Consider the following 13,501-nt stretch of genomic DNA (forward strand, 5'->3'; position numbering starts at 1 on the left):
GCCTTAACAGCCCTAACAGCCTTAACAGCCCTAACGCCCACCTGACCAGGAGACCACCGTGACCCAGCCAACGCCCACGACCCAGCAAGAACGGCTGCTGTCCGTCAATATCGAAGACGGCGTGGCGCTGCCCGGCTCCGCGCCCGGCTCGACCATCATCCCCCTGTTTCTTGACCGCGAGAACGGCGTCTGGGTGCTGTACGGCCGGTTCGAGCCCGGCACCCGCCTGCCCACGCACTTTCACACCGGCGTCGTGCACTTCTACACCACCAAGGGCGAATGGCATTACGTCGAGTATCCCGAGGATGTGCAGCGGGCCGGCAGCTATCTGTTCGAACCGGGCGGGTCCGTGCACACCTTCTGTGTGCCCGAGGACGCCGAACAGGCCGCGGAAGGCTTCATGGTGGTCTTCGGCGCCAACATCAATTTCATCGACGACAAGTTCGTCGGCATCCGCGACGCCGGCTTCATCGAGGACGCCATACTCGAATCGGCGCGCAAGGCGGGCCTGCCCGTCCCGCGCTACATCCGTCCCAAGGGGGGCGCCGAGTTCACCAGAGGCTGAAGGCCGCCCCTTTTTTTATCCCGATGCGTAAACGTTTCCACAACGGACGTTTCCACGCCTGGCGTGTCCACGCCCAGACGCCGCAGCAACACGCAGTCATGAACGCGCAGTCATAACAATGAACGAGGAGACAACCCCATGTCTGGATTCCCGCGCAGGTCCCTGGTGACCGTGCTGGCGCTGAGCGCCGGCCTTGCAGCGCTACCCCTGTCCGCTCACGCGGACGACTATCCCAACCATCCCATCACCCTGGTCCTCCCCTTCGCCGCGGGCGGCGGGGGCGACGTGCTCGGCCGCCTGTTGGCGGAATCCTTCAGCAAGCAGCTGGGCCAGCCTCTCATCGTCGAGAATCGTCCGGGCGCGGGCGGCGTCATCGGCACCCAGTACGTGGCGCGCGCCAAGCCCGACGGCTACACCATCACCATCGGCGGAATGACCACTCACTTGCTGGCGCCCATCACCAATCCCAGCGTCCAGTACAACCCCATCAAGGACTTCGCGCCCATCGGCGGCATCGGCAACTCGCCCATCGTCATGCTGGCCGCGAACGACTTCCCGGCCAACGACATCCGGGAACTCAAGGCATTGGAGGCCAAGCGCAAGCACCCGCTGCAATACGGCAGCTGGGGCCCGGGCTCGACCGGCAACTTCTGTGGCGAGATCCTCGCGTTGAAGGCCGGCCTGCGCATGGAGCACGTGCCGTATCGCGGCACGACGGAGGTGGTCACCGGCCTGATCGGCGGCCAGATCCCGGTGGGCTTCGTCGACATGGCCACCGCCGTGCCGCAGGTCCAGGGCGGCAAGCTCAAGGCGCTGGCCCTGTGCACCAAGCCGTCTCCCAGCCTGCCCAAGGTCGGCGGCTACGTGGACCAGGGCATAGATTTCGACCGCCCGCTCACCTGGGTGATGTACGCCCCGGCCGGAACGCCGGCTCCCACCCTGAAGCGGCTGTCCGACACGCTGGCCGCCGCCTTGCGGGAAAAACCCGTCCAGGAACGCCTGCTGTCGCTGGGCATCGAACCGGGCTTCGTCCCCGGCCCCGAGCAGCACGAAATCCTCAAGCGCGACTATGCCAGCTGGAAGCAAGTGGCTGACGACGCGCACATCCAGGCGCAATGACTACCCCGAAACAGGACTTTTCATGACCGCATCCCTGCAGGAAACCCGCATCGACACCGTACGGCGGCACATGGCGCTCGAATGCGTCCAGGATTGGAAGGGAGTGCTCGACACGTTCGAGCACCCGCGCTACGAGATGCACGGCAGCGGCGCCGTCTATGACGGCACCGATGCCGTCATGGGCTACTTCGAATCCTCGCGCGAGGCCTTTCCAGACCTGGTCAACGAGATCATCTGCATCGCCGCCACCGGCGACACCGTGCTGGTCGAATTCTGGTTGCAAGGCACGCACCTGGGGCCGCTGGTCGCACGGGGCCAGCGCTACGAGCCCACTGGCCGCACCTTCCGCGTGCGCATGGCCGCCAGCTTCGAATTCGCGCCGGGCAGCGACAGGATCGTCTGCGAACGGCCCTATACGTCGGTCGACGCGAAGCTGATCGCCCTGCGGTTGCTGTAGCCGCCTTTCCGAGGATTCCCCCATGAAGCTGCTGCAAGACAAGATCGCCATCGTCACCGGCGCCGCGCGGCGGCGCGGCATCGGCCTGGCCACGGCCAGGCTGTTCGCCGCCCATGGCGCGCGGGTGGCCATCCTGGACCTGGACCCGGACGAGGCCCGCCAAGCCGCCGCCGAACTGGGGCCCGGCCACCTGGGCCTGGCCTGCGACGTCACCCGCCGCGACGCCTGCCAGGCCGCCGTGGACGAGGTCGTGCAACGCCACGGCGGCATCGACATCCTGGTCAACAACGCCGGCGTCACGCAGAAGCGCGGCATCATGGAGGTCAGCGACGAGGACTACGAGCGGGTGCTGGACACCAACCTGCGCGGCGTGCTGCACATGTCGCAGGCCGTCATCCCGCGGCTGAAGGCGCGTGGCGGCGGCAGCATCACCTGCGTCAGCTCGCTGTCGGCGCTACAGGGCGGCGGCGTCTTCGGCGGCAGCCACTACTGCGCGGCCAAGGCCGGCATCCTGGGGCTGGTGCGTGCCATGGCGCTGGAGCTGGGACCGGACAACATCCGCGCCAACGGCGTCGCGCCGGGCCTGATCCTCACGGACTTCTCGCGCGGCGGCACGTCCGACCAGGACAAGCATGAAAGGGCCAAGGGCTTTCCGCTGCGGCGGGTCGGGCAGCCCGGCGATATCGCCGGCGCCTGCCTCTACCTGGCCAGCGACCTGGCCGCCTACGTCACGGGCATCACGCTGGACGTGAACGGCGGCGCCTATATACGGCCTTAGTACCTTGGTACGTACGGCCCTGGTACTGCCCTAGGGCGGGCCAATGCCCGCACGATGCGCAAACAGATACGCAAGCCGATATCCAAACCGACACCCAACACGGCCGCTCGGCGCAGCCGCCCCGGAGCCACATCCGCATGAAATACCGATTGCAAGACAAGATCGCCGTCGTCATGGGCGGCGGCGCGTCCGCGCCCGAAGCCGGCATCAGCAACGGCCAGGCCGTGGCACTGACCTATGCCCGTGAAGGCGCGCGCGTCGTGGTTGCCGACCTGCACCTGGCGGCCGCCGAGGCCACGGTGGAGATGATACGGGCCGAAGGCGGCGTGGCCGACGCCGTGCAGGCCGACGTCAGCCGTCATGACGATACCCGGCGCGTCATGGCCCATGCGGTGCAACGCTGGGACCGCCTGGATATCCTGCACAACAACGTCGGCATCGAATACCTGGGTGGCCCGGTCGACACGCCGGAAGAAGCCTGGGACCGCGTGCACGAGGTCAACCTGAAGAGCGTCTTCCTTGCCTGCAAGGAAGCCATCCCGCTGATGGAGCGGCACGGCGGAGGCAGCATCATCAATGTTTCCTCCACGGCCAGCCTGCGCTATGCCGGCGTTCCCTACCTGGCCTACAACTCGTCGAAGGCGGCGCTCAACCACGTATCGCGCATCATCGCGCGCCAGTACGCACCCCAGCAAATACGCTGCAACGTGGTGGTGCCGGGCTACATGGACACGCCCCATATCCGCACCTTGTACCGCCACCTGCCGCCAGAGCGCTTCGCCGAGGTGATGCGCGAACGTGACGCCAAGTGCCCGATGGGGCGGCAGGGGTCCTGCTGGGACGTCGCCCGCGCCGCCCTGTTCCTGGCCTCGGATGATGCAACTTATGTAACAGGCACCTTGCTGATGGTCGACGGCGGCGCCTCGATATAACGCCGTGGGCGCCTGCCGCTGCGCAGGCGCACCGCCAGCGCAGCCGCCTCGATGTTGCACTGCACATCAACCTCTCGGCGGGGCCACCTTCCATTTGTTGCGCCGCAGCCATAGTCGAAGGCAGAAGCCGCGCCGAATGGACGGCGAAAGCGTATGATTCCAAAATGCGTTACATTGAGAAATAAACGCGCAGATTTTGGAATATTAATGGCCGCGTTGCCTCAGCAGATACAGAACGCCTACGCCCGTCTCTCACTGGATCCTGGCGCCGATGCGCAGGCCATCCAGCGCGCGTATGCCCATGCGCTCAAGCAGATCGACCAGGAAAGCCAGGCCGAAGCCTTCGACAACCTGCGCGCCGCCTATGAAACGGCGATGGCGTGGGCCTGCGAGAGCGAACGACGCGCGACGGCAGTGGAAACCGCTACGCCGGCCGAGGACAGCGAAGCAGCTTGGCATGCATGGCTGGAGCGCCTGCTGGACCGCGAGCAAGCGCATCCCCAAGCCGTCCTGGCCGCAGCGCTGCGGGACGAGCGCCTGGGCGCCCCCGCCGCGCAAGAGGCGCTGGAGACACGCATCGCCACGGTGCTCGCCCATGATCCCTGGCAGCGCCTGGACCTTTTCGATGCGGCCGTGGCGTGCTTTCATTGGGATACCGGCAATGGCAGGCAATTGGCGGATCGCTGGACTGCGGCGTGGATCGCCCAGGCCTGCAGCGAATCGCTGGCGTGGCGCGCGCAACCCGAGCGCGACCGCCTGCGCCAGCTCGATGCGGTCAACGCCGCCCTGGCGAACCCGACGCCCACCACGGCCCTGCTGACCCGGCATTTCTTCGCCATGGACGAACTCATGAGCCACTACGGCTATTGGCTCATCCTGCGCATGCCGAATCACATCCTGCAGGCCTGGTCGCAGGCGTACAACGCGCCCGGTTTCCAGCGGCCGCCGGCGCCCAAGGCCGTCGCGCCGCGCGCGTCGTTCAAGCTGAACATGCCCATGGTCGTGGTCCTGCTGATGCTGGCCATGGCGGTGCTGCGCCTCATCTTCTATCCCAAGGGGTAGTCCGCTGGCGTACGCGTGGTCGGGCCACCGAGCCAGCGCGGCGCCGCCGAAAGCGGCGGCGAAAAGTTCGGAGATGATTCGGCATGTTCCTTCACAATATGCTTAAATGTAAGCACATTTTTACAGCCGAGGGAGCAAGCAATATCATGAACCGTCGATCGGGACTGATCGCCATCCTTGCCGTCACCGCCGGAATGCTGGCCGGTTGCGCCAGGCCCAGCTATGAAAATATCGAGGAGAAATACGGCAACCTGCCCGCCGGCCAGGGCCGCATCTACTTCTACCAGCCGTCCAGCCCGGGCGATCCGGCGACGGGACAGCCCTATGTCCTGCTCAATGGCTGGAAGACGGGCCGCACGGCGCCCGGCGACTTCTTCTTCGTGGACCGTCCCGCCGGCCAGCACACGGTCAGCATCGACCTCAGCAAGACGCCTCCGCTCACCTTGCAACTGGCCGCGGGGGAAACGCGCTATATCCGCATCAACAAAGGCAGCACCAGCCTGACCTACAACGAAGAGCCGAAGGAAAAAGCCGAGGCCGAACTGGCCTCGATGAGCTATCACGGCGCCGGCTCGCGCGAACGCAGGGCGATCAAGCGGGCCTATCCCACGTCGGGCTATACGGTGCCGCGCACGCCTACGCCGACCTCGCCGCAGACGCCCTCGCCGCAAACCTCGGCGCCGCAGTCCTACCCGGTGGCGCGGTAAGCAGCGTCTAGCGGCGCGCCCGGGTATCATGCCCGCGTCATCGTCGCACGCCTGGCTCCGGCCTGGCGTGCGGCTCAGCCGGGACGTGAACCCGGACGCAAACCCAGGACGCGTACATGTCATCCCTCTTGCGGGTTCCCTCGGGCCAGGCCGACCTGGCCGTGCTGACGGCCGGCGACGGCGCGCCGGTGCTCTTCCTCCATGCCGCCATTTGCGACCATCGCATGTGGCGGGAGCAAGTGGCGGCGGTCGGCGACGCCGGCTATCGCGCCATCGCTTATGACCGCCGCGGCCATGGCACGACCAGCGCCATCGCGCAAGCGCATTCGCCCGTGGCCGATGCGATGGCGGTGCTGGACGCTCTCGCGCCGGGCCAGTCCGCAGTCCTGGTGGGCTGCTCGCAAGGCGGACGCATCGCGCTGGACGCGGCCCTGCGCCATCCCGCGCGAGTGCGCGGACTGGTGCTGGTCGACAACTCGGTTTCCGGCGCGCCCGACCCGGTGCATCCGCCTGCGATCCAGGCGCTGGGCGATGCGGTGGCGGCGGCGCGCGCGGCGGGCGACATCGACCGCGTCAATGCCCTGCTGGCCCGCGTATGGCTGGACGGCGTGCTGGCGTCCGAAGGGCGCGTAGCGGGGCCGGCGCGCGAGCTCTTCCTCGACATGAACGGCCGCATCCTGCGCGCGGCGCCGGTGGGCGAGTCAGTCGATACCCAGACGGCCTACGACCGGCTCGGCCAGATTGGCGTGCCCACGCACGTCATCGTCGGCGATCTGGACTATCCGCACATTCAGGAACGCTGCCGCCACGTGGCGGCGACCGTGCCGGGCGCCACGCTGCAGGTGGTGCATGGCGCTGCGCACCTGCCCAGCCTGGAACAACCCGGGGCGGTGACGCGCGGCATTCTGGAGCTGCTTGCCCGTGCCCGGCAGGCGGGCTGAGGGTACGCGGCCAACGGTCGCGTCGCGCACGGCGGCTTATCTAGTCAAGCACGGCGGCTCGTCCCGTTAAGCATGGCGGCCTGTCCTGTCGCGCACCGCGGCTGGTCCCGCGTTCAGTCGGGAATTTCCGGCTCGACCAGTTGCGCCAGCTGGAGCAGCGATTCCTGCCAACCCAGATAGCAGGCTTCCACCGGAATGACCGCCGGCAGGCCTTCCTGCACGATGTGCAATTCGGTCCCGCAGCTGACCGGCTTCAGGGTGATGGTTGCCAGGATCTCGCCCGGCAAATTGGGGTCGTCGAAACGATCCGTATAGTGGATCTTCTCGTTCGGGACCAATTCCTTGTACTCGCCGCTGAAGGCATGCGACTTACCGCTGCGGAAATTGCGGAAGGACATTTTGTAGCTACCCCCCACCCGCGCGTCCATGTGATGGACCTCGCAGGTGAAGCCCGCAGGGGGCAGCCATTTCGCCATGGCCGCGGGTTCGAGGAAAGCGCGGTAGATACGATCGGGCGGGCAGCGCAGGACGCGGTGAAGTCGGACAGTACCGGTAGCCATGATGGTTGCTCTCTCAAAAGTGAAAAAGGGAGGGTCCTACCTGCACGACGAATGGCGCCTGCGCGTTTCGACATCGCGACGGTGCGAGCTTACCCTCGGAGTGAGCTCACGGAATAAAGTTCGCCTTTTTTGATCGTAGGAGGCACGTCGATTTCTTGTGGCTAGAAGTCCGCCTTTCCGAAAAGCGCATTTTCGGAGTGGTGGGTTTTATGTCAGAGTTCGCCTTTTTGTCAGAGTTCGCCTTTTTTATAGGCACCGTCTTAACCGCGCAGCACCTCGAACGGCGACTTGTGTGTCGTAGACGACGTCCGTTCTCGGCCAGAAGCGGTCACCGCGTACGCGGCCGAGGTTTTGTGCCCGTCGACCGCACTTGTTCGATAATGATGCAAGCGCATTCATCGCTCTCGTCGAATCTCAATGGCCACCAAACGTCCTCAAATCGAAACCGCTGCTGAGCTCAGCGAGCTGCTGCTTCACTCGAAGGCGCCACGGCCGCTAACCCTCGAGCAGATGGCGGAACTGGAGCGTATTTCGAAGTACGACGTATCGACCTATTCGGAGGAAGACGTTCGGGCGGAGATCATTGACCCCGTTATTCGGATCCTGGGCTATGCCAAGGAAACTTATTTCTCCACGCAGCGTGAAAAGCACCTGAAGGTTGCCGACGGCGACTTGTTCATCGACTACCGAATGACTTTGTGGTCGCAGGCCTTCTGGGTCATTGAGGCTAAGAAGGTTAAGCGCAAGCCGCTGAAATTCACCTCCGCAGAACTGCAACAGGCGCTGCTGTATGCGGGGCATCCGGAAATCGACGCTGCTCTCGTTGTGCTATGCGACGGGCGAGTTTTTGAGGTGTACGACCGCGATGAGAGTGTCACCCGGCCAGCCGCACGCGTGGAGGTCAAGAAGCTGCCGGAGCAGTTTCACGTGCTTCAGGCTCTACTTGGTCCATGGCAGGCTTGGTTCTTTCAGAAGCGCCGCGCGCTCAGGGTAGCTAACCGCGTCTTGCAGCTAGAGATGACGCCTGGTCGAATTGATGAGTTTTCGGATGCCATGCAACGGCGGGTACAGGACGCGCGTGCGACGGTGTATGACAATTGGCGAAAGGTGAAGCCTTCTACTGATAATGACGCGAAACGGCGCAGTGCGCTTGAAAAGGCGTCTATCAGAGACATTGTCGCGACCGAATTCTTTTCGGGACAGACAGCGTCCGGCCTGGGGGTTGTCGCCCAGTGTCTGGTGGACAAGGCGAAGCCGGGCGCCTTCGAGTTGATGTACGCGATGTTTCCGGATCATCCTGGAAATTTGAACGATCACTACGTAGCGCAGGCTTTACGAACCCTGATCGAGTTCGGCAAGTCAGGACGTGAGGCCAGTTGGATGCCTGCCTGGCTGGGTGCCCAGCAGCCAGGTGCCAATCTGGATGCGCCGATCAAGAAATTGATTGGACTCTCACTTACGGCCTTTCTGGCTGCGCCAGAGTTCAGGGCCGTGCTCCAGTTTGCGGCCTGCGCGCGAAGGTTGTCGAAGGTTTCGATGGCGCTCATCCCGACGTTAACGCAGCTTGGGCACATCCGACACCAGCAAGTGCGCCACTTTTTTGATGAGTTGGACTATGCACAGTTCATGTCGACACCCGAGGGACATAACCTCCGGCAGCTCGATGTGCACGCGTATCTGCTCACCGAGCGGTTCGTGCACGCGTGCGCCGACAAGCATCAATTTCGTAGCCGCTTCAACTTGGACCGGGCGCATACGCTCCTGAAGGACTCATGGAATGCTGAACGTCTGCTGCTCAGTGACGGAGCCGACTACTGGAGGAGCCTGGACGGCCGAGGACTAGGGGATGAGGTTTATCCGACGGAGCACAACTGGGTCGATTACGACTCGTTGGGCCACATCGTGTTGTGCGTGTTGAAAGACATCCCTGATTGGCGCGAGTACGTACTTACCAACCACAGCGGCGACGTCCAGCGGATTGCGGCTTGCGGTTCGTGGGCAGCTCGTGAAATTTTGGGAGTTGAACAAGATGCGAAGTTGCCGGGTTTGCCGGATACCGAGAGTGCTAAACGGTTCTTCGATGGCGACGTCGCGCTTTTCACGGCGCTTCGGGATGCATATTGGAACCGGAAGCCGAAGACTTGAGTCGCAAAGCTGTGGCTGTTTGATGCTGCCAACATCGAGCCGGCACTAGCTGGTCAGCCACGAAATCTCGAGCGTCCCCGCATAACTTGCCTGCTTGGGAGCGCTGAGCAGCATAGTCCAACCAGCATGGTAGGGCACCAACAACCGCTAGGCATCATGCAAGAAGAAATCACACGCCCCGAACCGAACTACGAAGATCCCAAAGAAGTGTATGCCTTCTTTGGTTTTGCCTTTTACAAAGCCAACGTTCTTGAACATGGTGTCCTCAATCTCGCAGTGGCCCTTCTAGCGCAAAGAAACCTTGGCGTAACCGTCGACGACGTCAACCGGCTATACGAGTCATTCGAAACGAAGACCTTTGGCCACATTCTGCGTGTCGCGAAAGAGCGCTATAGCTTTAGCCAAGAGTTCTCGCGGGAGCTGGGCCAAGCACTGGCTCACCGCAATTACCTCGCCCATGGTTTCTTTAAGAAGCACGACATCAATCACATGAGCAAGTCCGGCCGGAAGGTAATGATTGACGAGTTAATTGATATGTGGATGCACTTAGCCACGGTAGACAAAATCATGGATGAGTATTGGATGTCTGCGTGGAAAGAACACGGGATCACTAAAGAATGGATAGAGAAGCAGATGCAAGAGTATGTGAAGGCGGAGCGGCCCAATGATGCCTGACCCTTTCATCGGGGGGACGTTGAACGATCGCTTTCCAGTAGCGAGTGGCAATCAGGTGTCCGCTCTGGGTCGGCTACGGAAGTTCGCAGGGCCAGTGACATCAGCTGCCCGACTACCGACGAACCTCGGCATCTGCTGGCAGGGGCAGCGGCACCATCGTGCGTTACCCCCAATAACGCCGACCAAATTCTCGCAGCCGGTGGAGCGTGTCAATCCCCCCGATGTGGGCATACTCGAACGCGTGCCCATGCAAATCCGTGAGATCGACGATGATGCGAGCCGTATCGCCTACTCGGTCCACGAAATATGGACGCCGGCGCGCTACGCCCCGGATTTCCCAACGAGGCTCAGAAATATCGTGCGCGAACGCGTTGCGGATTTGGTAGACCAGTTCTGCGAAATGCTCCCCCTCGGAGGTCGGTACATCGCGATAGGCTGCTCGCAGCAACTTGCCGCTGGCTTGCTCATCTTCTTCCCTGCAACGATTCAGGGTGATTGCGGCGGCACCGAATGCGACCGAGAGTTGGTTTGCGCAGGCTAGTTGAAAATCGCTATATGAGCTGAAGAGATTGTCTGGAAGGACCCAAGCACTACGTCCATCTTCGAGCGTCAAAGGCTTGTCAAGCTCCGCAATGTCGACCTTTTCCCGCTCAGCGCAGTCATAAAGCTTTGCTGCGAAGGCCAGTTGAGCGAATGCAGAGTCCAGATAGTTCATGGTTTCCGCTAGTTCCTTGCGGGAAAATTCACAATCTTGGGTTTCAGGTCCTATCCGGCCGATGGCGCAAGCAATGACTGAAATAGTCAACAGGGTTAGCCATCCCTTAGATCCCGAGCGGCTCGTCTATGTTGAAAATGGGTCGTGGATGCGATTGGATCACGAGACCAAAGGGGCTGACTGCCGCCCGATGTGGTCATCTGTGGCCGGCCGAGAGCGGATTTTTGATTGGGTAGGGCAGCTGACCGCTCCAGACTGAACCCTGATATTTGCGTCCAAACAGCTGTGCTTGAAATCATCGATATTCCTTTCAATCGCGACTCAGAGCGCCTGTTGCATGATCATACTGATCATGCAACGCTGACCCGAGTCTAAACGGACTTCCTCATAAGTTCAAAGAAAGTGGAGCGGAAGGGTTCAATAGAACTATCCTAGGCCAATGTATAAGCCATGATCTAGCATAGGGAGGCCCACAATTTAGGGAAAATGGGTAAGAAGAAGCAAAAGAAGCCATTCGGTACGGTGGTCAGGAATTCGCAGGGAGTGCCCTGGGCGCCGCAATGATGAGTTGTTCTTGAATAATTGCAAAGCAAGCCCAAGATTTCCGTCTCTCAATTGGTCAATACCATGGTGGACCAAGCGATGCCGGATGAATCGTCCAAGAGAACGTTCGCATCCCATTGTTATTTCTTACTTGCAATTCACTCCAAAAGGAAATGAAGTATGAGCCGACCACCCGCACCGTTCCACACTGTCGCCTCCTCAAAAATGGATTACCTTACGTTGATAGAGCATGATGTGCACCCTCCTATTGCCTTCAAAAGCAAAGCACACCTAGACGCCTGGGTTAAATCCTACGACCTGATATGCGAGCCTCTTGGGCGGAGAAATGCGGCCAAAGATGTCGTTCTGATTCACGGCAAGATCACCCCTCCTTTTTTTGATGGAGGGTTGTTCTACGGGCAAATATGGGTGAGCATTAATTATCGCCAGTACCGAAATGCCATCAGATTTCACGTTAGAAATACAGAAGGAAATGACAAGAACATTGGCATATACGATGCGGATCATGCTGTAGGACGAAAGCGTCTCCAAGAGATATGGCCCGACGCTTGGGTGAATTTGATGCTAGCGAATAGCGGGATAAATCGTTCCATTGGAACAATGATGGAAAAGATTCCTCTAAGAATTCTTGAAAACCAAACAGAAATCCATCTTAATACGGAAAGTATTCTTAAATTGCTTTTTAAGAAAACAACCAAACTATCCAAGGAAAAAATAAGCGAATATTTCTCTGAAGCTGCGAACAGCTTCATTCAAGAGATAGATACATCATCAAACGAAAGCGCTATTTACTCATTTCTCATGAGAGAGAATGCAAATAACATTCTCTATGAAATTGCAAAAGAAAACAGCCTGCTCATTAAGATTGAATTTCCGACAAAAGCTCTCATAATCACCTCAGACACCCCTCCGTCGGCGGCGTAAATTGAATTCGCGTCCAGTTATCCGAGATGAGATCTGGTGTAAATGCTCCTAGCGTTAGTAGGAGAATTTCATCGAATAACCCTCGGCCACTTTATGAGTTATCTCATGATAATTGGCCAGATCGCGGGTCCATCAAGATGACGGAATCAACCGGAGTTCGCGCCAATGGATCGCTATGTGGGTTCTTCCTTGGCGAGTTATGAGCACCGGTACACTGGCAGTGGCAGCAGGACGAAGCAGACGTTCGACGTTTTATGTAGAGTGGCAGACGAAGTCCCGCTCCGGAGTATCCGCTCGATGACAGGACTAGGTCACTGGCGGCAAAGGAAGGGCCGTTCGTTTCAAATCACCATTGATGATCTGCATCCGAAAGAGCTTAGCGTTTGAATATTTCTTTACGAGCAGGTCGCGCAAGAGCCTTTCGGTCCCGTCCGTTGAACGCACCCCGAGCGTGACTGACTCTAATTCCTCTGGGTAAAACAGATAGTCACCGTGTTGCTTGGTGACCTCATTAGGACGCCAAGTAAGGCACCTCCATTCTTGCTCATAGGACCAACCAGTCTTCTTGGTGTAGCAAACCGCATGAATTGTTCTTGCGCGTAATTCAGGGCTATCACCATATAGAAGGAAATCCAATCCAGAACCGACTATAGGCTGGTCTTCGCAGTAGGAGACTTGCTGGGCTTCAAGTAACGGCGTCGAACGTTCTGCTATATGTCGGAAACCCAATACGCAACCCGTATGAGACTCCGCATAGTTTCCCCACATTGCATCATTCATGTAGGTCGTAGTTACGCATAGCACGCGTGCTCGGTTTAAGCCCCTCTGCTCAAAGAACCGACGAAGCTCTCTTTCTACTTTCTGGTCCGCGTCAGGCTGCTCAACACGCAAGAGTTCAATCAAACGTGCTCTTGATAGACCGTTTCCAACAAGGTGCCTGGCACACTCAAGCAACAGCTTCATTGGTGCTCCCATCCGCTCCTCATCTATCGCGACACCGTCAAATACGACAGATGCGATTAGTTCGGACAACAAAGCGTTAGCGTCCGCGATAGTGGGGTCAAATCTTGGCATCCGCTGAAACTCCGCCACATCGTTAAATAGCAGCGGACTGGACCAGCGGAGACGAGAGCTTTCGAGCACTATTGAAGCAGTATTCGCCGACGTGTACTTGTAGAAAACCGATGGATGCATGGTGCTGAGAAAAACCTGAGGTTTTGATTTAAGCGGAGCGGTCGTGCGTCCGTTTAAATAAAAGGTTATAGGGTACCGTTCTTATGAGGGTTTGTACTTCCTAGCTCTCGATATGCAGTTTTCGACGAAGCTAATCCGGCTTTACTCTCGCTGCCCATATTCG

General features: G+C 60.0%; 14 protein-coding genes. 11 read left to right on the forward strand and 3 right to left on the reverse strand.

The features are described 5' to 3' along the window. Positions 1 to 58: 58 nt before the first annotated feature. The 8 genes from C7R54_RS22495 to C7R54_RS22530 all read left to right on the forward strand — a co-directional run bounded on the left by C7R54_RS22495 (position 59) and on the right by C7R54_RS22530 (position 6,561). A complete protein-coding gene (locus C7R54_RS22495; protein ID WP_129152735.1) occupies positions 59 to 565 on the forward strand; it encodes a 2,4'-dihydroxyacetophenone dioxygenase family protein in 507 nt (168 codons plus the stop codon). Positions 566 to 703: 138 nt separating this feature from the next. After that, positions 704 to 1,684 carry a Bug family tripartite tricarboxylate transporter substrate binding protein gene (locus tag C7R54_RS22500; protein WP_129152737.1) on the forward strand — a complete coding sequence of 327 codons (981 nt, stop codon included), beginning with the start codon at positions 704 to 706 and terminating at the stop codon, positions 1,682 to 1,684. A 22-nt stretch (positions 1,685 to 1,706) separates the two neighbouring features. Beyond that, positions 1,707 to 2,141, forward strand: coding sequence for an ester cyclase (locus C7R54_RS22505; RefSeq protein WP_129152738.1), 435 nt, complete (start codon positions 1,707 to 1,709; stop codon positions 2,139 to 2,141). A gap of 22 nt (positions 2,142 to 2,163) precedes the next feature. Further along, entirely contained in the window at positions 2,164 to 2,919 is a 756-nt protein-coding gene (locus C7R54_RS22510) for an SDR family NAD(P)-dependent oxidoreductase (protein WP_129152740.1), read from the forward strand. A 137-nt stretch (positions 2,920 to 3,056) separates the two neighbouring features. After that, positions 3,057 to 3,851: an SDR family NAD(P)-dependent oxidoreductase gene (locus C7R54_RS22515; protein WP_129152742.1), complete on the forward strand. Its 795-nt coding sequence runs from the start codon at positions 3,057 to 3,059 to the stop codon at positions 3,849 to 3,851. A gap of 207 nt (positions 3,852 to 4,058) precedes the next feature. Continuing rightward, positions 4,059 to 4,913: a J domain-containing protein gene (locus C7R54_RS22520; protein ID WP_129152744.1), complete on the forward strand. Its 855-nt coding sequence runs from the start codon at positions 4,059 to 4,061 to the stop codon at positions 4,911 to 4,913. A gap of 146 nt (positions 4,914 to 5,059) precedes the next feature. Further along, positions 5,060 to 5,620: a DUF2846 domain-containing protein gene (locus C7R54_RS22525; RefSeq protein WP_158021263.1), complete on the forward strand. Its 561-nt coding sequence runs from the start codon at positions 5,060 to 5,062 to the stop codon at positions 5,618 to 5,620. A gap of 116 nt (positions 5,621 to 5,736) precedes the next feature. Then, positions 5,737 to 6,561, forward strand: a complete 825-nt coding sequence (locus C7R54_RS22530) for an alpha/beta fold hydrolase (RefSeq protein WP_129152748.1) — start codon at positions 5,737 to 5,739, stop codon at positions 6,559 to 6,561. 113 nt (positions 6,562 to 6,674) lie between these two features. Here the strand turns inward: C7R54_RS22530 and C7R54_RS22535 are convergent, their stop codons facing one another. Continuing rightward, on the reverse strand, positions 6,675 to 7,121 hold the full coding sequence (locus tag C7R54_RS22535) for an SRPBCC family protein (protein WP_129152750.1): 447 nt from the start codon (positions 7,119 to 7,121) through the stop codon (positions 6,675 to 6,677). A 417-nt stretch (positions 7,122 to 7,538) separates the two neighbouring features. Between C7R54_RS22535 and C7R54_RS22540 the strand changes: the two genes are divergently transcribed. Beyond that, positions 7,539 to 9,266 carry a type I restriction enzyme HsdR N-terminal domain-containing protein gene (locus C7R54_RS22540; protein WP_129152751.1) on the forward strand — a complete coding sequence of 576 codons (1,728 nt, stop codon included), beginning with the start codon at positions 7,539 to 7,541 and terminating at the stop codon, positions 9,264 to 9,266. 156 nt (positions 9,267 to 9,422) lie between these two features. Next, positions 9,423 to 9,941, forward strand: coding sequence for a hypothetical protein (locus C7R54_RS22545; RefSeq protein ID WP_129152752.1), 519 nt, complete (start codon positions 9,423 to 9,425; stop codon positions 9,939 to 9,941). Between the two features lie 163 nt (positions 9,942 to 10,104). Here C7R54_RS22545 and C7R54_RS22550 read toward each other — a convergent pair whose 3' ends face one another. Beyond that, the gene (locus tag C7R54_RS22550; protein ID WP_129152753.1) at positions 10,105 to 10,656 is read right to left on the reverse strand and encodes a hypothetical protein; all 552 of its coding nucleotides are present in this window, start codon (positions 10,654 to 10,656) and stop codon (positions 10,105 to 10,107) included. 723 nt (positions 10,657 to 11,379) lie between these two features. Here C7R54_RS22550 and C7R54_RS22555 point away from each other — a divergent pair. Then, positions 11,380 to 12,144 carry a hypothetical protein gene (locus C7R54_RS22555; protein WP_129152755.1) on the forward strand — a complete coding sequence of 255 codons (765 nt, stop codon included), beginning with the start codon at positions 11,380 to 11,382 and terminating at the stop codon, positions 12,142 to 12,144. 306 nt (positions 12,145 to 12,450) lie between these two features. Here the strand turns inward: C7R54_RS22555 and C7R54_RS22560 are convergent, their stop codons facing one another. Next, complete coding sequence (locus C7R54_RS22560; protein ID WP_158021264.1) at positions 12,451 to 13,107, reverse strand: DUF2971 domain-containing protein; 657 nt, start codon at positions 13,105 to 13,107, stop codon at positions 12,451 to 12,453. Positions 13,108 to 13,501 lie beyond the last annotated feature (394 nt).

Origin of the sequence: Achromobacter aloeverae, assembly GCF_004121055.1 — a bacterium.
GTDB classification, from domain to species: Bacteria; Pseudomonadota; Gammaproteobacteria; order Burkholderiales; family Burkholderiaceae_B; genus Bordetella_C; species Bordetella_C aloeverae.

Bases quoted from the DNA above. Each gene is read 5' to 3' on its own strand.
- C7R54_RS22500 (WP_129152737.1), top strand. From the start codon at position 704: ATGTCTGGATTCCCGCGCAGGTCCCTGGTGACCGTGCTGGCGCTGAGC.
- C7R54_RS22505 (WP_129152738.1), top strand. From the start codon at position 1,707: ATGACCGCATCCCTGCAGGAAACCCGCATCGACACCGTACGGCGGCAC.
- C7R54_RS22510 (WP_129152740.1), top strand. From the start codon at position 2,164: ATGAAGCTGCTGCAAGACAAGATCGCCATCGTCACCGGCGCCGCGCGG.
- C7R54_RS22515 (WP_129152742.1), top strand. From the start codon at position 3,057: ATGAAATACCGATTGCAAGACAAGATCGCCGTCGTCATGGGCGGCGGC.
- C7R54_RS22520 (WP_129152744.1), top strand. From the start codon at position 4,059: ATGGCCGCGTTGCCTCAGCAGATACAGAACGCCTACGCCCGTCTCTCA.
- C7R54_RS22525 (WP_158021263.1), top strand. From the start codon at position 5,060: ATGAACCGTCGATCGGGACTGATCGCCATCCTTGCCGTCACCGCCGGA.
- C7R54_RS22530 (WP_129152748.1), top strand. From the start codon at position 5,737: ATGTCATCCCTCTTGCGGGTTCCCTCGGGCCAGGCCGACCTGGCCGTG.
- C7R54_RS22535 (WP_129152750.1), bottom strand. From the start codon at position 7,121: ATGGCTACCGGTACTGTCCGACTTCACCGCGTCCTGCGCTGCCCGCCC.
- C7R54_RS22540 (WP_129152751.1), top strand. From the start codon at position 7,539: ATGGCCACCAAACGTCCTCAAATCGAAACCGCTGCTGAGCTCAGCGAG.
- C7R54_RS22545 (WP_129152752.1), top strand. From the start codon at position 9,423: ATGCAAGAAGAAATCACACGCCCCGAACCGAACTACGAAGATCCCAAA.
- C7R54_RS22550 (WP_129152753.1), bottom strand. From the start codon at position 10,656: ATGAACTATCTGGACTCTGCATTCGCTCAACTGGCCTTCGCAGCAAAG.
- C7R54_RS22555 (WP_129152755.1), top strand. From the start codon at position 11,380: ATGAGCCGACCACCCGCACCGTTCCACACTGTCGCCTCCTCAAAAATG.
- C7R54_RS22560 (WP_158021264.1), bottom strand. From the start codon at position 13,107: ATGAAGCTGTTGCTTGAGTGTGCCAGGCACCTTGTTGGAAACGGTCTA.